The following is an 18,058-nucleotide window of genomic DNA, read 5'->3' as shown; positions in this document are numbered from 1 at the left end:
GCCGCGTGTCCACTGGTTTCCGCCGTCAGGGTCGGAGGGAAGCCGCGCGCATCGTCTGGACGGCCGTGGCTCGCCAGTGGCCGACCGCGCTGAGGAGGTCGGCTGCGGCGGTGGACGCGGCGTCGGCCGCCGCCCGGTCGCCGCGGATCGCCGCCGCCCTCCCGATCGTCTCGAACGCCCGCGCCTGCTCGACCCGGTCACCGAGCAGTTCGGCGAGCTCGAGCGAGCATCGCGCCCAGCGCTCGGCGGTCCCGGCGTCGTCGGCATCGGCGGCGATCTCGCCGAGGGTGCTGCAAGCGTCGGAGCGGAGGAGTGGGTAGCCGACACGCTCGGCCGAGGCCAGGGCGGTGTCCGCCAGACGCGCGGCCTCGACGAGGTCTCCGCGTCGACGAGCGACCTGGGCGAGCTGGATGGCGATCTCGGCGTCCTCGTCGAACGTCGTCGGACCGCCGTCGTCCGCCCCTGCCGCGAGCAGGGCCGCCTCCGCCTCGGCCACACGGTCGAGGTCCAGCAGGATCATGGCGCGCTGGGTGAGGAGGTATCCGCGGTTGACGCCGGCACCGCCGTGCTCGAGCAGGGTCGCGCAGCGCCGGAGCGCCTCGTCGAACCTGCCCTGCGCCTGGAGCAGGAGCACACGGTTCGACTCGACGATCGTCCGATTGACGTCGTCCCCGGCTCGAGTGCTCACCGCCTCGGCCAGATCGAACAACCGCTCCGACCGGCGATACCGGCTCGTGATGCGCGCCAGATTGCCGAGATTGCCGAGCGCGCGCCCTCGCGTGATCGGATTGCCGGCCGCGGCCGCGATCCGAGCGGCGCGGAGATACGACTGCTCGGCTTCCGCCATCCGTCCCAGTTGGCGTTCCACATTGGCGATCACGTTCATCGTGCGACCCGGCTGCTCCTCGGTGAGGAGACGACTCGCCCGATGCAGGTGGTCGAGGGCGTCGTCGTACCGACCGAGCTTCTCGAAGGCGCGGGCGAGGAGCTCCGCGGTCGTGCCTCGTCGGTCCCGCGGCACGAACGGCGCGGCGAGCTGGAGGAGTTCGGCCGCATGGCTCCAGTAGCCGGCATCACCCACCGGCTCCACCACGTCGAAGACGAGCGCGGCGAGTGCGTCGCCCGCCCGCTGGTCGACCGCGAGCGCTGCGGCGGCCACCAGCCCGTCGGCGAGGGACGCGTCGACGCGGACGGAGCCGACCAACTCGCGGAACCGGTCCAACACACGCTCGGCCAGCACCACGAGGACCGACGGGCGCTCCTGCTCGACCGCGAGCCGGTGGGCCGCGGTGTGGACGAGCGGGTGCAGTTCGACGGTCCGCTCCGAGACGGTGGCCAGGTGCATGTCCGCCAGGCGACGGAGCAGGCTCACCGAGGTCGGCGCATCCGCGCCGGCGTCGTCCAGCAGTGTCCCGACGACGTCCAGCCGTACTGGGCCGCGGAGCAGGCCGAGCCGCCGGAACAGGGCTGCGGCGGCCGGTCCGACGGCGGCGACCGAGGGTTCCAGGAGCGGCACCGCGTGGTCGCGCCGCGGGCGGTCGCCGAAGCGCTCGGCCACATCGGCGAGCGACCAGTCCGGGTGGTCTTCGATGAAGCGCAGCACGAGGTCGAGGTCGAGGCGGATCCCGCTGATCGCCTTCGCGAGCCGGCGGACCGCCGCGTCGTCGGCCGAGGAGGACGTCGGACGCCGCGAGGCGGTCGCGGCCGAGAGCCGCCGGACCGTCTCCTCGGTCTCGAGCGGCAGGACGGTCCGACGGTCCACCGCGAGTCCCTCCGCAGCCGCCAGTGCCTCGAGGCCGTCGAGCCGGGCTCGCGAGGTCACGATCAGCTGGAGACCGCACCCGGCGGGACCCCGGGCGTGGTCGGCGATCAGGAGTGGAGCGAGCTGCGCTGCGGAGAACGCGTCCTCGAGCAGGACGACGATCCGGCGGTCGCGCGCCGCCGTTCGGAGGGTCTCGCGCAGCGCTGCGGTGTCGAGGCGACGATCGGACCGACCTCCGACGGCGCGCACCAGTTCACGCAGCACCTCGTCCGCTTCCGCCGGACGCTGCCCGTCTTCGAATCCGTGCAACCGGACGAGGAGCACCACCGCACCGGGGGTACGGCGGCGTTCGACCTCGGCGAGCCGCCTCGCGACCTCGGCCTTGCCGACCCCGGGGAGCCCGGTGAGGACGACGACGGGTGCGGCAGCGGGCTCCACACCGGTGGACGTCGATCCCTCGGCTGCCGGCAGGACGGAGGCGGACACCGGGCCCCCGAGCGTCGCACCGTTCAGGCGCGCAGCAGTGGTGCGCCACTCGGCGGCCGCTGACGCTGAGACTCCGAGGGCGAGGACGAGGTCGTGGATGAGCTCGGCGTCGACCCGATGCCGGTCGGTGCGGAAGCAGTCGTAGACCGTCACCTTGCCGGGGGCGTCGCGGGAACCTCGTCTGAGCCGGAGGGCACCGACCCGCCGGGCCAGCTCGGCGAACGACGGCGCACCGGCCGCCGCGCGCAACCCCGTGAGCGCCTCGGCCAGCTCCCCCAGGTCGGCGATGGACGAGAGGGTGGTCGGTCGCATCACCGGGCCCGGCGCGCCGGTGCCGTGGTCGCGCCAGGGTGGAACCGGACCGCGAACTGCTCGCACTCCGGATCGCGGCCGTCGAGCATGGCGACGATCGCCCGGCCGGCGGCCGACCCCTTCTCCCGGGAGGGCTGCCAGACCGTCGTGAGGTCGTAGTCGAGCCCTTCGACGCGGATGCCGTCGAACCCGACGACGCTGAGCTCCGCGGGAACGGAGATGCCGAGCTCCTCGGCTGCGCGGATGACGCCGGCGGCCAGGAGGTCGCTCTGTGCGGCGATCGCCGTCGGGCGCTCATCCGCCGGAACGTCGAGGATGGCGTGTCCGGCGACCCGCCCCTCCTCGAGCGATGACCCCGTGGTGACGAACCCCTGCGCGTCGGGGAAGACGTCGCGGAGGCCCTGCAAGCGTTCGATCGCCGGGACCGTCGTGGCGGATCGCTCCCACTCGGGCGTGAGCGGGCCGCGGCGTTCGGTCGAGTCGAGGTTGAGGGTGACGACGGCGACCCGCTCGTGGCCGCGGTCGGCGAGGTGTCGCGCCTCCTCACGCACGCCACCGCGGTTGTCGACGGCGATGTCGGGGACGCCGAGGGCTGCGAGTCCTTCGATCGACACGATCGGCATCCCCCGTCGGCTGAGGATCGCGACCGAGCTGTCGAGGTTCGGGCTGCAGCCGATGAGGACGACGCCGTCCATCGGTGCGTTGCTCAACTGCAGCGTGCCCTCCTGCGCATCGTTCAGGAGCAGCAGTCCCGCGCCGACCGCGCCGAGTTCGTCGGCGAGTCCGTCGAGGGTCTGGACCATCACCGGGTCGCGGAAGGAGTGCCCTATGCGGCCGGCGACGACGGCTCCGACGATGCCGCTGCGTCCCTGGCGGAGGGAGCGGGCCCGCGGGTCGGGGCCGGCGTAGTCGAGGTCGGCCGCAGCCTGCAGCACCCGCTGCTTGGTCGCTTCGGACACGGGTCCGGCGCCGCTGAACGCCAGCGAGGCGGTCGACGGCGACACACCCGCACGCTCGGCGACATCGGCGAGCGTCGGTCGCGAGGGGCGTGATTCCTGGTCCACGATCTGCTAGCTTAGTCGACGGAATCGAATCGATTCGATTTCCGCCAGATCCACCGAGACGCATGGGCCTCAGCACCCCGCTTCACCGAGCGTCCAGGCGCACCAGCACCGATCCCGAGGACCCTGTGTCAGAGCCGACCAACCCGCAGACCGCACCCGTCGCACTACGCCCACGCCGCGAACTCCTCGCCTGGCGCAACGCGATCTTCGTGATCTTCGCCCTGAGCGGCCTCAGCATCGCGACGTGGGTGGCGCGCATCCCCGCCATCCGCGACAACCTCGAGCTGACCACCGGCGCCGTCGGGCTGCTCATCCTCGGCATGTCGATCGGATCGATCCTCGGCCTCGTCGCCTCCCAGCACCTCCTCGCGCGTCTCGGCCCGCGACACGGCATGCAGCTCACGCTCGGGCTCGTCGCGACCGGCTTGCTCCTCATCGGGGTCGGCGCGAGCCTCGTGCCACTCGAGGGCATCGTCCTCGTCGGGCTCATCATCTTCGGCTTCGGGAACGGAGCGCTCGACGTCATGATGAACGTCGAGGGCGCCGCGGCCGAGCAGGAGCTCGGCAAGACGGTGATGCCGCTGATGCACGCGTGCTTCAGCTTCGGCACGGTCGCCGGAGCAGGGCTCGGCGCACTCGCGTCCGCAGCCGGCCTCGAGGTCTTCTGGCACGCGCTCGTCATGGCGGTCGTCATCGCGATCGTCGCCGTCGTCGCCGTGCGCTTCGTCCCCGCCGAGCAGGTCGTCGCCGACGAACTCGACGACGCACCGAAGGCGCCGTGGCAGGACCGTCTCCGCGAGAGCCTCTCGGTCTGGGCGGACGGCCGCCTCATCCTCATCGGCGTCATCATGCTCGGCATGGCGTTCGCCGAGGGCAGCGCCAACGACTGGCTCGCACTCGCCGTGGTCGACGGCCATGAGCAGAGCAACACGACCGGCGCGCTCGTCTACGGCGTGTTCGTCACCGCGATGACCGTCGGTCGCATCGTCGGCGGGCCGCTCATCGACCGCTTCGGCCGGGTGCCGGTGCTGCAGGTGTCGGCCGCCGCGGCGATCGCCGGACTCGTCCTGTTCATCCTCACGCCGGTCACCGGCCTCATGGTCATCGGAACCGTGCTGTGGGGACTCGGCGCCTCGCTCGGGTTCCCGGTGGGCATGTCCGCCGCGGCCGACGACTCCAAGCGCGCTGCGGCACGGGTGAGCGCCGTCGCGATGATCGGCTACTGCGCGTTCCTCGTCGGTCCGCCGCTCATCGGCATCCTCGGCGACGCCATCGGCCTGCTGAACGCCCTGTTCGTCGTGCTCGTACTCATCGTGTTCGCCGGCCTCGCGTCGCCGGCCGCCCGCGAGAGCAGCCGCCGCAAGCGCTGAGCCCTTTTCGTCCGCCCATGTTCGGGCGATTCACGGTTCCGTCGCCCGAACATGGGCGAATGGACGCGCTGCGGTGTCGCGGTAGGCTCGTCGTCGTGCGTTTGGTGATTGCGGAGTGCTCGGTCGACTATGCCGGACGGTTGTCGGCTCACTTGCCGCTCGCCAAGCGGCTGCTCATGGTGAAGAACGACGGCAGCCTGCTCGTCCACTCCGACGGCGGCTCCTACAAGCCGCTCAACTGGATGAGCCCGCCCTGCGTGCTCACGACGGTCGAGCCCGACGAGACGCAGGCCGCGGCCGGGATCACCGAGCTGTGGAAGGTCACGCACAAGAAGACCGGCGACGCCCTCATCGTGTCGATCCACGAGGTCCACCACGACAGCGCGCACGAACTCGGCGTCGACCCGGGCCTCCAGAAGGACGGCGTCGAGGCGCACCTGCAGAAGCTCCTCGCCGAGCAGATCGAACTCCTCGGCGACGGCTACCGACTCATCCGCCGCGAGTACATGACCGCGATCGGCCCGGTCGACATCCTCGCCACCGACGCCACCGGGGCGTCCGTGGCGGTCGAGCTGAAGCGCCGCGGCGACATCGACGGCGTCGAGCAGCTCACCCGCTACCTCGAGCTGATGAACCGCGACCCGCTCCTCGCCCCCGTGCAGGGCGTGTTCGCCGCTCAGGAGATCAAGCCGCAGGCGCGCACCCTCGCCCAGGACCGCGGGATCCGCTGCGTCGTCCTCGACTACGACGCGATGCGCGGCCTCGACGACAGCGACTCCCGCCTCTTCTGACGTCGACCGAGTCCCTTTCTCAGGAGTCCTCCGGCGCGCCGACTTCACCCGGCACCGACACGCCCGGACACTCCTGAGAAAGGCGCCACCTACCGCTCAGTGACCTTTCTCAGGAGCCCTTCGGCGCGTCGGCTTCGCCAGGCACCGACACGCCCGGAAACTCCTGAGAAAGGCACTGGTCCGACGGTCATGACTCGGGCTAGACGAACAGCCAGATGAGGGCGACCATCCCGAAGCCGACGACCGAGAGGATCGTCTCGAGCACGGTCCAGGTCGCGAGCGTCTGCTTCACCGACATGTTGAAGTACTTCGCGATGATCCAGAACCCACCGTCGTTGACGTGCGAGAGCGTGATCGAACCCGCCGCGATCGCGATGCCGATGAGCGCCAGCTGCGGCTGCGAGTAGTCGCCCGCGAGCACGACCGGCTGCAGGATCCCGGCCGTGATGACGATGGCCGCTGTCGCCGAGCCCTGCGCGATGCGGAGGCCGGAGCTGATGAGGTACGCGGACACGATGATCGGCAGGCCGAGCGAACCGAGCACCTCGGCCAGTGCCGCGCCAACACCCGTCGCTGAGATGACCGCGCCGAAGAACGCACCCGCACCGACGACGAGCAGGATCATGCCGATCGGCCGGAGCGACTGACCGGAGAGCTCGCCCAGCTCGGCGAGCGTCATGCCGCGCCGCACCCCCAGCACGTAGTACGCGAGGCAGACGGCGATCGTGAGCGCGACCGCCGGGTTGCCGATGAGTGTCAACGCTTCGAGGACCGGGCCGTTCGGCAGGGCGAGGGCCCCGAAGGTGGCGGCGAGGATGAGCAGGATCGGCGTGATGATGATGAGACCGACGCTCCAGAGCGAGACGTCCTTGCGCTCGGGGGCGTCGTCCTCGGGCTCCAGCACGTACTCCTCGGGAACCGAGACCATGACACGCTTCCCGATCCAGAGCGGCCAGGCGATGCCCGACGCGATGAAGGCGGGGATACCGCAGAGGAAGCCCATGAGGATGAGCCAGCCGAGCCCGACCTCGAACGTGCCGGCGAGCGCCGTCGGTCCCGGGTGCGGCGGCAGGAACGCGTGCGTCATCGAGAGGCCGGCGAGCATCGGGAGCGCGTAGAGCACGAGCGACTTCCCGCCGCGACGCGCGGTGATGTAGACGAGGGGCGCGAGGACGAAGATGCCGACGTCGAAGAACACGGGGATACCGAAGATGAGACCGGTGAGCCCCATCGCGATCGGAGCGCCGCGTTCCCCGAAGCGACCGAGCAGCTTCCGGATGAGGACGTCAGCACCGCCGGAGCGCTCGAGGATCGCGCCGAGCACGGTGCCGAGACCGATGATGATCGTGATGTGCCCGAGGATGCCACCGAAGCCGGTCTCGAGGAGCGACGCCCCCGGCTTGATCTGCTCGTCGTCGAAGGGGTCCGGCACGGCCACGCCGACGATCTGGTAGATGCTCGTCCCGGTCGCGAGGGCCAGACCGATGCCGACGATGAAGAGCGAGATGAACGGTTCGAGCTTCACCCGGATGATGAGGAACAGCAGCACCGCGATGGCGACCGCACACAGGATGAGCAGTCCGGGGGTGGTCTGCTGCAGCCATCCGATGGGATCGCTCGGAGCTGGTGCGGCGGCGGCTAGGACGCTGCGCGCGAGGGCGGTGATGGGCATGGGAGGACCTTCTGTGTCTGTGGGCGCGGGGCGGGGAGGAACGAGGGAGCGGTCAGGCCGGGCTTCGGCGGATCGAGCGGCCGGGGACGGCGTCGGTGCGTCGACCGTCGGCGATGACGGCGGCACCGTTCACGAACACCCACGGGATGCCGGCGGCCTGTTGCCGGGGCTCGGCGAACGTCGCGCGGTCGGCGATGGTCGCGGGGTCGAAGAGCACGAGGTCGGCCACGGCTCCGACGCGGAGCACGCCGCGGTCGCTGAGGCCGAGTCGCGCGGCCGGTCGCGAGGTGAGGTGGGCGACGGCGTCTTCCAGCCCGAGCACCCCCTCTTCGCGGACGTAGTGGCCGAGGTAGCGCGGGAAGGTGCCCCAGGCGCGCGGGTGGGGTTTCGCGCCGATGAGGATCCCGTCGCTCCCGCCCGTGTGGGCCGGGTGCACCATCATCGTGCGCACGTTGGCCTCGTCGCCGACGTGCTGGAGGATGCCGGTCGCGAGCCGGTCGGCTTCGAGCAGCGCGAAGAACAGGGCCGACGGGTCGCCCGACCATGCGTGTCCCGCGTCCTCGGCGGCGATGTCGGCGACGGTCCGTCCGACGAAGCCGGCGAGCTCGGGGTTCGCGACGCCGGAGATCTCGATCGTGGCCCAGTCGGTGACGACACCGTGACAACCGTCCGTGCCGAGCACCTCGAGCTCGTATCGGATCCGCGCCCGGACGTCGTCGTCGCCCAGACGCTCGATCGTCGCGTCCGGCCCGCCGACCGCCGCCCAGCTCGGCAGCAACGCCGACAGGGTCGTCGAACCCGGCAGGTAGGGATAGGTGTCGAGCGTGATGTCGACGCCGTTCGCGATGGCGGCGTCGATGAGGGCCACGAGTTCGGCGGCCCGGCCGGCGTTGACGCCGAAGTTCATCGTCGCGTGCGTGAGGTGCAGCGCGCACCCGGAACGACGACTGATGTCGATCATCTCCGCGTACGCATCGAGTGCGCCCTTGCCGTACGAGCGCTGGTGCGGTGCGTAGAAGCCGCTGTGCTCCGCGACGGTGCGGCACAGCGCGACGAGCTCCTCGGTGTCGGCGAACATGCCGGGCACGTAGGTGAGCCCGGAGGACATGCCGACGGCACCCTCGCGCAGACCCGCCGCGACGAGCTCCTGCATGCGAGCGATCTCGTCAGCGGTCGCAGCCCGGTTCTCGGTGCCGACCACGAGCATCCGGACGGAGCCCTGCGGCACCAGGTAGGCGACGTTCAGCGCGGCCCCGCGGTCGACCCGGTCGAGGTACTCGCCGACGGTCCGCCACGCGAAGTCGACGTCGTCGGGTTGCCCGTTCCAGCCGGCGATCTGCTGCCGGACGATCGCCATGGTGCGGTCGTCCGTCGGAGCGTAGGAGAGCCCGTCCTGTCCGAGGACCTCCGTGGTGACGCCCTGCGAGACCTTGGCGAGGTGCTCGTGGTCGCGGAGGACGGCGAGGTCGGAGTGGGCGTGCATGTCGATGAAGCCGGGCGACGCGACCAGACCGTCGGCGTCGATGATCAGGGCGTCGGCGGGCGCGTCGGCCTCGGCGGACGCCCCGATCGCGATGATGTGGCCCCGGTCGATGAGCAGCGACCCGTGCACGCTCGGTCCGCCGGTGCCGTCGACGATGCGAGCGCCGCGGATGACCACCGCGCGCGCATCGTCCGTCGGTCGCGACGTCACGGCAGGAGGGCCGCCGTGGTGAAGGCGGTCGCACGCTCGGTGACCCCGGCCCAATCGGCCGCGGCGACGTCGGCCGCACCGACCACGCTCGACCCCGCGGTCACGGCAGCCGCGCCGGCCTGGATGTACTCCCGTGCGTTGCCGGCGTGCAGTCCGCCCGACGGCACGAGCCTGAGACCCGGGAACGGACCCTTGAGGTCCTTGAGGAAGCCGGACCCCATGGCGGCGGCGGGGAAGATCTTCACCGCATGGGAACCGAGCGACGCGGCGCGCATGACCTCGCTCGGCGTCATCGCACCGAGCAGGAACGGGATGCCGGCGGCGGTGGCGACCTCGGCCACCTCTTCGCTCAGACCGGGCGTGACCAGGAACTGCGCACCGCTGTCGACGGCGCGCTGCGCGGTGTCGCGGTCCACGACCGTCCCCGCGCCGATCACGGCCCCGTGGTCGCCGATCGCATCGGCCGCAGCGCGGATCAGGGCTTCGACGCCCGGCGTGGTGAAGGTGAACTCGACACTTCGGATCCCGCCCGCGGCGAGCGCCCGGCAGAGTTCGACCGGGTCGGGGATGACGGGTACGCGGACGACGGCGATGGCGCGGTCGGCGTACAGGGCGTCGAGGGCGTGCGGTGTGGAGGGAGGGGTCTCGAGCGTCATGCGGGGCTCCTGTTCGGTTCGGCTCAGCCGAAGGTGGTGGTGACGGCGTCGACGGCGCTCGGTTCGGCGAGACGGACGTCGTCGATGACCACGAGGGCACGCCACTTGTCGAAGGTGGTGCACGGGTGGGAGAGGCCCAGGCGGATGACATCGCCGACCTCGACGTCGCTGCCGGGCGGCAGGGAGACGAAGGTGTGCTGGTCGTTCATAGCCGTGGTCGTCGCGCCCGGGAGCGGTTCGACGGTGGTGGACCCGGCGCGGCGGACGCCCTGCACCTCGGGAAGCCCCTCGTCGAACGGGAAGTCGCGCTTCCCGCCGTCGACGAGCGCGAGGCCGGGCTCGGGGCGGGAGACGATCGTCGCCCAGCCGTGGATCGCGGAGCGGAAGTCGCCGGTGCCCTCGTGGCGGCCGAGCGGCGTGATCCCGCGGTAGAAGCCGTCGTCGTGGGTGACGTACGCGCCGGAGCGCAGCAGCACGTCGACGGCGCGTCCGTGAGCACCGTCGAGGTCGCGCAGTCCGGCGAGGACCTCGGCGACCACGTCGAAGTAGGCGCTGCCCCCGGCGGTCACGATGAGCGTCCGGACACGTTCGTCGTACCGGCCGCCTGCGAGGAGCGCGTCGTGGAGCGCGGCGAGCGACTCCAGGTAGTCGCGGACGATCTGCAGCGAGCCGTCATCGCCGTGGTGTGCGAGGGCCCCCTCGTAGCCGCTGACGCCGGCGAGCGCGAGCTCGGGAGAGGCGACGACGGCCTCGGCGATCTCGAGCGCGGTGGCCTGATCCCGGGCTCCGGTGCGGCCGCCCGGCGCACCGAGTTCCACGAGCACGTGGAGGGGGCGACGGGGTGGCTGCTCGGCGAGCACGCGCGACATGATCTGCACGGCTCGGACGGAATCGGCCCAAACGACGATCTCGGCGTCGCCGCTGTCGAGGGCCCGCCCGACGGCGCGCAGGTGTTCGGGCTGCACGAGGGCGTTGGCGAGCATCACGCGGGGGATCGACCAGTTCAGCGCGATGGAGAGCTGCCACGGGGTCGCGACGGTGATGCCCCAGGCACCCGCGTCGAGCTGACGCTGCCACAGGGCTCGGTTCATCGTCGTCTTGCCGTGCGGCGCGAGGCCCACCCCTGCGCGGTCGCACCACTGCCGCATGGTCTCGACGTTGTCGGTGACCGCCGAGCGGTCGAGCGTCACGAGCGGCGTCGTGAAGTCGGCGAGCGCCGGTCGACCGGCGAGGAACGCGGCGGCGTCGGTCCCGACGGACGCCGGCGGGAAGCCCTTGAGGCTGCCGTCGAGCACGCCCAGCGCGCCGGCATCGAACTCGTCCGTCATCGTCTCCTCGTTTCGCGATCGAGCGCTGCACCCGCCGACCTCGTGAGCATCAGGCGTTGCGCATCTTGCAACGTACATTGCATCCGGCGCTACGTCTGTTCTAGCATTGCGTCCACAGGCCGTCAACCGGACCCGGCCGAGACGCGAGGGGAACCGTGATGACGACGTCACCGTCCACCGTGAGCACGATCGGCGAAGCGATGGTCGTCCTCCTGCCCGAGAACCAGCTCCCGGTCGCCGAGGCCCGCGAATACCGGACGGGCGTCGGCGGTGCCGAGTTCAACGTCGCCTCCAGCCTCGCGCGCATGGGCGTCCCCACCCACTGGATCTCGCGCCTCGGCGACGACGGGTTCGGCGACTACATCCTCGAGACGGCCCGGCACGACGGCGTCCTCACCGACGCCGTCGAACGCGACGACCACCGGCCCACCGGCCTCTACGTCAAGGAGACGGTCGTGAGCGCCGACGGCGACCGTCGGCCGCGGATGCACTACTACCGCAGCGAGTCCGCCGCATCGCAGCTCGGCGCCGACACCCTGCGACACGAAGCGACCCGGGCGGCCATCACCGCCTCGGCCATCGTGCACACCTCCGGCATCACCCCGGCCCTCTCCGACTCGACCGCGCTGCTCGTGGGCGAGCTGGGCGACGCACTCCCCCGAGACACCGTCCTGAGCGTCGACCTCAACTTCCGCCCGCGACTCTGGGAGCGTCGCTCGACCGCCCCGCTGCACCGCCTCCTCGACCAGGCGTCCGTCCTGTTCCTGGGCGTCGACGAAGCGGAGTTGTTCTTCGGCCACACGGACGCCGCCCGCCTCTTCGCCGAGCTGCCGACCCTGCAGCGCATCGTGCTCAAGGACGAGGAGAACGCCGCGACCACCCTCCACCGCGGCTCCGAGGCGGGCATCGAAGTGCGGTCGTTGTCGGTCGACGTCGTCGAGACGGTCGGCGCCGGAGACGCGTTCGCCGCCGGCTACCTCGCCGGGCTGGCCTCGGGTCGCTCCGACACCGCCTGCACGCGGCTCGGCCACGCGGTCGCGGCGTCGACGCTCATCTGCCACGGCGACCGCCCCGAGCTCGTGCCCGACGCGCAGTGCGTCAGCATCATCGTCGAGGCGACCGATGAGGAGTGGGCGTCGTGGCGCATCACCGCGGACCACCCGCTGCCGTGGACGACCGTCGGAGCGCACGGGATGATCGACGCATGAGTCAATCGCTGTCCCGCGCGCTCGACCTCCTCCGCGAGATCGTCTCGGGCACCAACTCCCTCGACGCGCTCGCGGCGACGGCCGGCGTGCACAAGACCACGGTGCTGCGCCTGCTCAACACGCTCGAGGAGCACGGCTTCGTCACGCGCGACGCGTCGTTCCGGTACCACCTCGGGCGGGCGATGTTCGAGCTGACCCAGACCGCGCTCGACGAGCAGGACGTCCGCGGCGTCGCCGCGCCGCACATCCGGGCGCTCGGGGCGGCCACGGGCCAGACGGTGCACCTCGCCGCCTACGAGGGCGGCTCCGTCTTCTACATCGACAAGGTCGAGTCCCGTCAGCCCCTCCGCATGTACTCGCGTGTCGGCCTGCCCGCCTCCCTGTACGCGACCGGCGTCGCGAAGGTCCTCCTCGGCGGACTCGACGAGGCGGAGCGTCGACGCGTCGTCACGGGCATCGTGTTCGAGCGGTACACCGACAAGACCATCACCGACGCCGACGCCCTGCTCGCCGAGATCGAGCGTTCGACCGAACGCGGATGGGCCGAGGACCACGAGGAGCACGAGAGCTTCATGAACTGCGTGTCCGCACCGGTCTTCGGGCCCGACGGCCGGGTCACCGCGGCGGTGTCGATCTCGGTCCCGACGATGGTCCTCCCACACAGCGGCGTCCGCGCCCTCCTGCCGCAGCTCCTCGCCACCACGTCCGCGATCTCCACAGAACTCGGCTACGCACCGCCGGCGCCCACTGCGGCCCCCGCCACCGCCTGACCTCCCGCCCGTCCCGTCCCTGAGCCCCCACCAACCCCGGTCCCTGACCACCCATCCGGCCCCTGAGCCCCACCATCCGGTCCCTGAGCCCCACCATCCGGTCCCTGAGCCCCACCATCCGGTCCCTGAGCTTGTCGAAGGGCCACCAACCGAAGGACACACCCCCATGACCGAACGCACCGCCATCTCCACCACCGACGCCCCGGCTCCCGCGCACACCTTCTCCCAGGGCGTCCGCAAGGGCAACTTCGTCCAGGTCTCCGGCCAGGGCCCCGTCGACCCCGCGACGAACGAGTACCTGTTCCCGGGCGACGTCGCCGCGCAGACCACCCGCACGCTCCAGAACGTCGAGGCGATCCTCGCGGCCGGCGGCGCGACCTTCGATGACGTCATGATGCTGCGCGTCTACCTCACCAAGCGCGAGGACTTCGCGATCATGAACGACGCCTACGGCGAGTTCGTCGGCTCGCGCGTCAAGGGTGGCGTCCTGCCCTCGCGCACCACGGTCTTCACGGGCCTCCCCCGCGAGGAGATGCTCGTCGAGATCGACGCCATCGCCATCGTCGACTGACGCACGTCCATTCGCCCAAGTTCGGGCGACCGAGCGTTCGTTCGCCCAGAACTGGGCGAACGAACACGCCTCGCCGGAGGCTGGTAGCGTGGTGCGCGATAGCGCCTAGGGTTCCGGAGCGACAGCTCGACTGGTCCGAGCGGCGCCACGGTCGGCGGCCAGCCGACGACCGTCATCTGACAGGACAAAAGCCCGGAGGACCCTGATCGTCGCGCCCGCGAGGATCGGAAGGGTCTCACGTGTCTCTGCTCGCCGTCACCATCGTCCTCGCCGCCGCAGTCTGCCATGCGGCGTGGAACATCATCGCCCACGGCGTCAGCCGGATCGGCATGCCCTTCCTCTGGTGGGGCGCCGTGGCGAGCACCGTCCTGTGGGCGATCGTCGTCCCCTTCACCGGCGGTCTCGGTACGGACGACCTCGCCGGCTTCGCCATCGGCGTCGTCGTCTCCGCCGTGCTGCACTACGTCTACATGCTCGTGCTGCAACGCGGCTACGCCAGCGGACGCCTCTCCACCGTCTACGCCACGGCGCGCGGCACCGGCCCGACGATCAGCGTGATCATCGCGGTCCTCGTCCTCGGCGAGCGCCCGTCGCTGCTCGCGCTCCTCGGCGTCGCGGCGATCGTCGTCGGCGTCGTCGCGATCGGGTTCGTCGATCGCGGCAGCGACCCGTCACCGGTCGCCGTCGAGGTGCGTGCAACGCGACGACGCCTCGACCCTGCAGTCGCCTTCGGGCTCCTCACCGGGGTCGCGATCGCGGCCTACACGATCTGGGACGCGCACGCCGTCCGCACGTGGGGCGCCTCGCCCGTCGCGTACATGGTCGGCTGCACCGCGGTCGAGGTCGTCCTGTTCTCCGGATCGCTCGGGCGCCGGGCACGCGAACTGCCGGCGGTCCTGCGCGCCCACTGGCCGCGCATCCTCGCCTTCGGAGTGCTCTCGCCGATGTCGTACATCCTCGTGCTCGTCGCCATCACCATGGCGCCGGTCGCGCTCGTCGCACCGATGCGCGAGGTGAGCGTCATCCTCGTCAGCCTGTTCGGCGCACTCGTGCTCCGCGAGGGCCGACCCGTACGCCGGATCGCCGCGGCGACCGTCGTCGTGATCGGCGTCGCCCTCCTCGCGGGCTGACCAGCGGACACCCGGACGCCGGCACGGACCACCGCGACGACCGCCTCAGGTGACCTTCACCGAGCGCCACGTGCCCTGGTCGTTCACCCAGAGCAGCCCGTTGCCGACGAGCAGGTCACCCGACCCGCCACCGGCCGGGCGCGCCGTACCCATGTGCCTGGTCGTGACGTAGCTCGTCGCCGGCTGCGCATTGATGTGGGCGCTGCCGGAGACCGAGAGCCGGTTGGCCGCGACCATGGAGCGGCCGGTGGAGCCGTACGTGTCGATCCCGGTCGCGCACGTCAGAACCGTGTTGCCGACGATGGTCACCCCGCCCGTCGAATTGGTGACGGCGAGCCCGATCCGGAACCCCTCCACCCGGTTGCCGGTGACCTGCACGGCTCCGGCACCCTGATGCTGCACGCCGTACCCGCTGGCCTCACCTGCACCGAGGAGCGAGTTGTCGGCGACGACGATGTCGCTGCTGAGATACGAGACGACGCCTCCCGTGGTCCCGCTCGGCGTGGTCACGCTGAGCCGGTTGCCGACGACGAGCGGCCGGATCGCGCGTTGCAGCACCACGCCACTCGGACACGTGCCGCCGGCGAGCCGGATGACATTGTCGGTGATCACCGTGTCGGTCGAACCGACGGGCGTCTTGGTGTCGCCCGAGGGCATGGTCGCGTCCTGCAGGCGGATGGCAGCGGAGGCGACGCCGCGGATCTCCAGCACGTTGGCGTCCACCACCGTGGCCTCCGCGCTGCGGTAGACCATGATCGGCCCGCGCGACGGACCCCAGACCGACCCCTGGTCGTCCTCGGCCGCCCGCGTCCAGCGCACCGTGTTGTTGGAGATCCCGGTCGAGCGCGTGTCGATCGCGGCGATGCCCCACCAGGTGCTCCCGGTGACGGTGTTCCCCGACACGGTGGCGTGCGACACCGCCTCCAACGCGATGCCGCGGCGGAACGGACCGCTGACGACGTTGTCGTTGATCGAGAACATCGCGTCGGGGTAGAGCCCCGGATCGACCTCGTAGTCCGACAGGCCTTCCGCGTGGATGCCGATCCGCGCATCCGTGCCGGCGAGCGCGTTCACGACGTTGCCGGAGACGAGCGCCCGCGCACCCCAGATGGTGATGCCGTCGCCGCGATCCTCGCCGGCCCTCGAGGTCGAACCGCGGCCACCGCCCACGCCGACGATGTCGACGATGTGGCAGTTCGTGACGATGACGCCCTCGAACTCGCCGGTGGGCTCGTTCACCACGCCGTTCTGGAAGCCGACGATCCGCACCCCGTCGACGATGACGTCGCTCGTCCGGATGTCGATGCCGATGTTGCGCGCACCCGTGGCGGAACCGAGGTGGTTCGGGTTCGTGAGGCGCACCTCTCGTACGGTCGACCCCGGAGCGGTGATGCGGACAGCCGGCGCGTTCGTGATGCCGGCCGTCCACCGCAGCTCGCCGCTCCCCCGCAGTGCCAGCCGACGGTCGAGCAGGAGGGTCGCGTCGAGCGTGATGACGGCGCCGCCCGGCACGATGATCGTGCTGCCGTCCGGCGCCGCCGACAACAGCGCCTGGACCGCGGTCGTCGAGACGGTCGCGCCGGTCGGATCGATGCCGTCACCGGCCAGGACGATCGTGCCGTCGTCCGTTGCCTGCGTCGAGGGGGCTGGCGGATCGGCCTCGGTGGGCGTCTCGGGGGCGTCGGGTGCCGGGCCGGGTGGGGTCGGGGCGGGAGGCTCGGGTGACGGGTCTGGTGTCGGCGATGGGGCAGGGTCGGGCTGGACGTCCGGTGGCTGGGTGTCGTCGCTCGTCATCTGTTCCCCCGAACCGTCCTGTGCGTCCTCGTACCGCACCACGGTAACCCGCTGGAACCTGAAATACCAGAGGCGCTTGTGCCGAGGGCGTGACGTGAGCGCGCCCCTGTGACGTGAGCGCGGGCCTCCGGAGGGGCGCACTCACGCCACAGGGGCGCGGTCGGGTCAGCGCACCGCGCTGGCCGCAGGGATCACCAGTCGTGGACGGTGCCGTCGGCGAGGCGGTTGTAGGGCAGGTAGGCGCGCTGGTACGGGTACTTCCCCGCCTCGTCGACATTCAGCTCGACACCGAGACCCGGTGCTTCTCCCGGGTGCAGCATGCCGTTCTCCCAGGTGTACGACTGCTGGAACACGGCGTCCGTCTTCTCGCCGTGCTTCATGTACTCCTGGATGCCGAAGTTGTGGATCGACAAGCCCAGGTGCATCGCGGCCGCCATCCCGACCGGGGAGATGTCCGTCGGGCCGTGCATGCCCGACTTGATCTGGTACTGCGCCGCGTAGTCCAACGTCTTCTTCAGATGCGAGATCCCACCCATGTGCGTGACCGCACCACGCACGTAGTCGATGAGCTGCTCGCGGATGATCTGCTGGTAGTCCCACACCGTGTTGAATATCTCCCCGATCGCGAGCGGCGTCGTGGTGTGCTGCCGCACGAGGCGCAACGCCTCCGGGTTCTCCGCCGGCGTACAGTCCTCGAGCCAGAACAGGTCGTAGGGTTCGAGGCTCTTGCCGAGCTTCGCGGCCTGGATCGGCGTCATCCGGTGGTGCCCGTCGTGCAGCAACGGCAGCTCCGGACCGAACTCGTTCCGGACCGCCTCGAACACCGTCGGCAGGTGACGCAGGTACGACCGGGTGTCCCAGTCCTCCTCGTTCGGGAGCCCACCGCGCTGCGCCGGCTCGTGGTCGTAGCGGACACCGGTGTTGCCCTCGAACGTCGCGTTCGACGCGATCCCGTAGATCGACTTCAGACCCGGCACCGCCGTCTGGATGCGGATGGCCTTGTAGCCCTGCGCCTGGTGCTCGCGCACGCTGTCGAACAGCTCGTCGTTCGTCTTCCCCGACGCGTGCCCGTAGGCGAGCAGCCCCGTCCGGGACGCCCCGCCCAGCAGCTGGTACACGGGCATGCCCGCGGCCTTGCCCTTGATGTCCCACAGCGCCATGTCGACCGCCGCGATCGCGGCCATCGTCACGGGACCCCGCCGCCAGTACGCCGAGCGGTACAGGAACTGCCACGTGTCCTCGATCCGCGACGCATCACGGCCCAGCAACAACGGCACCACATGCTCGGACAGATACGCCACCACCGCGAGCTCACGCCCGTTCAACGTCGCGTCGCCCAGGCCCGTGAGGCCGTCGTCGGTCGTGAGCTTCAACGTCACGAAGTTCCGGTCGGGACTCGTGACGATGACCTCGGCCTTGTCGATGTTCATGGGTACTACTCCTTCGTGCGT

At 71.0% G+C, this 18,058-nt stretch carries 14 protein-coding genes; 6 read left to right on the top strand and 8 right to left on the bottom strand.

The features are described 5' to 3' along the window. Positions 1–25: 25 nt before the first annotated feature. Positions 26–2,560: an AAA family ATPase gene (locus ITJ66_RS01665; protein WP_194643042.1), complete on the bottom strand. Its 2,535-nt coding sequence runs from the start codon at positions 2,558–2,560 to the stop codon at positions 26–28. Continuing rightward, positions 2,560–3,624: a LacI family DNA-binding transcriptional regulator gene (locus tag ITJ66_RS01660; RefSeq protein ID WP_240043988.1), complete on the bottom strand. Its 1,065-nt coding sequence runs from the start codon at positions 3,622–3,624 to the stop codon at positions 2,560–2,562. Before ITJ66_RS01660 ends, ITJ66_RS01665 begins: the two co-directional genes overlap by 1 nt. Before the next feature lie 125 nt (positions 3,625–3,749). On the opposite strand from ITJ66_RS01660, the gene ITJ66_RS01655 reads away from it, so the two are divergent. Then, positions 3,750–4,994, top strand: coding sequence for an MFS transporter (locus ITJ66_RS01655; RefSeq protein ID WP_370582536.1), 1,245 nt, complete (start codon positions 3,750–3,752; stop codon positions 4,992–4,994). A gap of 95 nt (positions 4,995–5,089) precedes the next feature. Further along, the gene (nucS, locus tag ITJ66_RS01650; protein ID WP_064294112.1) at positions 5,090–5,785 is read left to right on the top strand and encodes an endonuclease NucS; all 696 of its coding nucleotides are present in this window, start codon (positions 5,090–5,092) and stop codon (positions 5,783–5,785) included. Positions 5,786–5,984: 199 nt separating this feature from the next. On the opposite strand, the gene ITJ66_RS01645 is transcribed toward nucS, so the two are convergent. Genes ITJ66_RS01645 through ITJ66_RS01630 form a run of 4 tightly spaced genes read right to left on the bottom strand, consistent with a single transcriptional unit; the run spans position 5,985 to position 11,134 of the window. After that, complete coding sequence (locus tag ITJ66_RS01645) at positions 5,985–7,457, bottom strand: GntP family permease (RefSeq protein WP_194643040.1); 1,473 nt, start codon at positions 7,455–7,457, stop codon at positions 5,985–5,987. A gap of 52 nt (positions 7,458–7,509) precedes the next feature. After that, positions 7,510–9,150 carry an amidohydrolase family protein gene (locus ITJ66_RS01640; protein WP_370582535.1) on the bottom strand — a complete coding sequence of 547 codons (1,641 nt, stop codon included), beginning with the start codon at positions 9,148–9,150 and terminating at the stop codon, positions 7,510–7,512. Then, positions 9,147–9,806, bottom strand: a complete 660-nt coding sequence (locus tag ITJ66_RS01635; RefSeq protein WP_194643038.1) for a bifunctional 4-hydroxy-2-oxoglutarate aldolase/2-dehydro-3-deoxy-phosphogluconate aldolase — start codon at positions 9,804–9,806, stop codon at positions 9,147–9,149. Before ITJ66_RS01635 ends, ITJ66_RS01640 begins: the two co-directional genes overlap by 4 nt. Before the next feature lie 23 nt (positions 9,807–9,829). Continuing rightward, complete coding sequence (locus tag ITJ66_RS01630) at positions 9,830–11,134, bottom strand: amino acid deaminase (protein WP_194643036.1); 1,305 nt, start codon at positions 11,132–11,134, stop codon at positions 9,830–9,832. Positions 11,135–11,292: 158 nt separating this feature from the next. Between ITJ66_RS01630 and ITJ66_RS01625 the strand changes: the two genes are divergently transcribed. From ITJ66_RS01625 to ITJ66_RS01610, 4 genes are all read left to right on the top strand, one after another. Beyond that, positions 11,293–12,342, top strand: a complete 1,050-nt coding sequence (locus tag ITJ66_RS01625) for a sugar kinase (protein WP_194643034.1) — start codon at positions 11,293–11,295, stop codon at positions 12,340–12,342. Next, complete coding sequence (locus tag ITJ66_RS01620) at positions 12,339–13,112, top strand: IclR family transcriptional regulator (RefSeq protein ID WP_194643032.1); 774 nt, start codon at positions 12,339–12,341, stop codon at positions 13,110–13,112. Before ITJ66_RS01625 ends, ITJ66_RS01620 begins: the two co-directional genes overlap by 4 nt. Positions 13,113–13,278: 166 nt before the next feature. Then, on the top strand, positions 13,279–13,683 hold the full coding sequence (locus tag ITJ66_RS01615; RefSeq protein ID WP_064293914.1) for a RidA family protein: 405 nt from the start codon (positions 13,279–13,281) through the stop codon (positions 13,681–13,683). A gap of 239 nt (positions 13,684–13,922) precedes the next feature. After that, positions 13,923–14,813: an EamA family transporter gene (locus ITJ66_RS01610; protein ID WP_191940021.1), complete on the top strand. Its 891-nt coding sequence runs from the start codon at positions 13,923–13,925 to the stop codon at positions 14,811–14,813. Positions 14,814–14,858: 45 nt separating this feature from the next. Here the strand turns inward: ITJ66_RS01610 and ITJ66_RS01605 are convergent, their stop codons facing one another. Together ITJ66_RS01605 and manD are read right to left on the bottom strand one after the other, a co-directional pair. Continuing rightward, positions 14,859–16,607 carry a NosD domain-containing protein gene (locus ITJ66_RS01605; protein ID WP_194643030.1) on the bottom strand — a complete coding sequence of 583 codons (1,749 nt, stop codon included), beginning with the start codon at positions 16,605–16,607 and terminating at the stop codon, positions 14,859–14,861. A gap of 191 nt (positions 16,608–16,798) precedes the next feature. Continuing rightward, entirely contained in the window at positions 16,799–18,037 is a 1,239-nt protein-coding gene (gene manD, locus ITJ66_RS01600) for a D-mannonate dehydratase ManD (protein ID WP_137242821.1), read from the bottom strand. Positions 18,038–18,058: the final 21 nt, after the last annotated feature.

It is taken from the genome of Plantibacter sp. VKM Ac-2885 (assembly GCF_015351205.1).
GTDB classification, from domain to species: domain Bacteria; phylum Actinomycetota; class Actinomycetes; order Actinomycetales; family Microbacteriaceae; genus Plantibacter; species Plantibacter auratus.
This window is presented reverse-complemented; position numbering and strand designations above follow the sequence as displayed.

What these genes read in the sequence shown, in the direction of transcription:
- manD (WP_137242821.1), bottom strand. Translation starts at nt 18,037, where the DNA reads ATGAACATCGACAAGGCCGAGGTCATCGTCACGAGTCCCGACCGGAAC.
- ITJ66_RS01665 (WP_194643042.1), bottom strand. Translation starts at nt 2,560, where the DNA reads ATGCGACCGACCACCCTCTCGTCCATCGCCGACCTGGGGGAGCTGGCC.
- ITJ66_RS01645 (WP_194643040.1), bottom strand. Translation starts at nt 7,457, where the DNA reads ATGCCCATCACCGCCCTCGCGCGCAGCGTCCTAGCCGCCGCCGCACCA.
- ITJ66_RS01615 (WP_064293914.1), top strand. Translation starts at nt 13,279, where the DNA reads ATGACCGAACGCACCGCCATCTCCACCACCGACGCCCCGGCTCCCGCG.
- ITJ66_RS01625 (WP_194643034.1), top strand. Translation starts at nt 11,293, where the DNA reads ATGACGACGTCACCGTCCACCGTGAGCACGATCGGCGAAGCGATGGTC.
- ITJ66_RS01630 (WP_194643036.1), bottom strand. Translation starts at nt 11,134, where the DNA reads ATGACGGACGAGTTCGATGCCGGCGCGCTGGGCGTGCTCGACGGCAGC.
- ITJ66_RS01605 (WP_194643030.1), bottom strand. Translation starts at nt 16,607, where the DNA reads ATGACGAGCGACGACACCCAGCCACCGGACGTCCAGCCCGACCCTGCC.
- ITJ66_RS01620 (WP_194643032.1), top strand. Translation starts at nt 12,339, where the DNA reads ATGAGTCAATCGCTGTCCCGCGCGCTCGACCTCCTCCGCGAGATCGTC.
- ITJ66_RS01635 (WP_194643038.1), bottom strand. Translation starts at nt 9,806, where the DNA reads ATGACGCTCGAGACCCCTCCCTCCACACCGCACGCCCTCGACGCCCTG.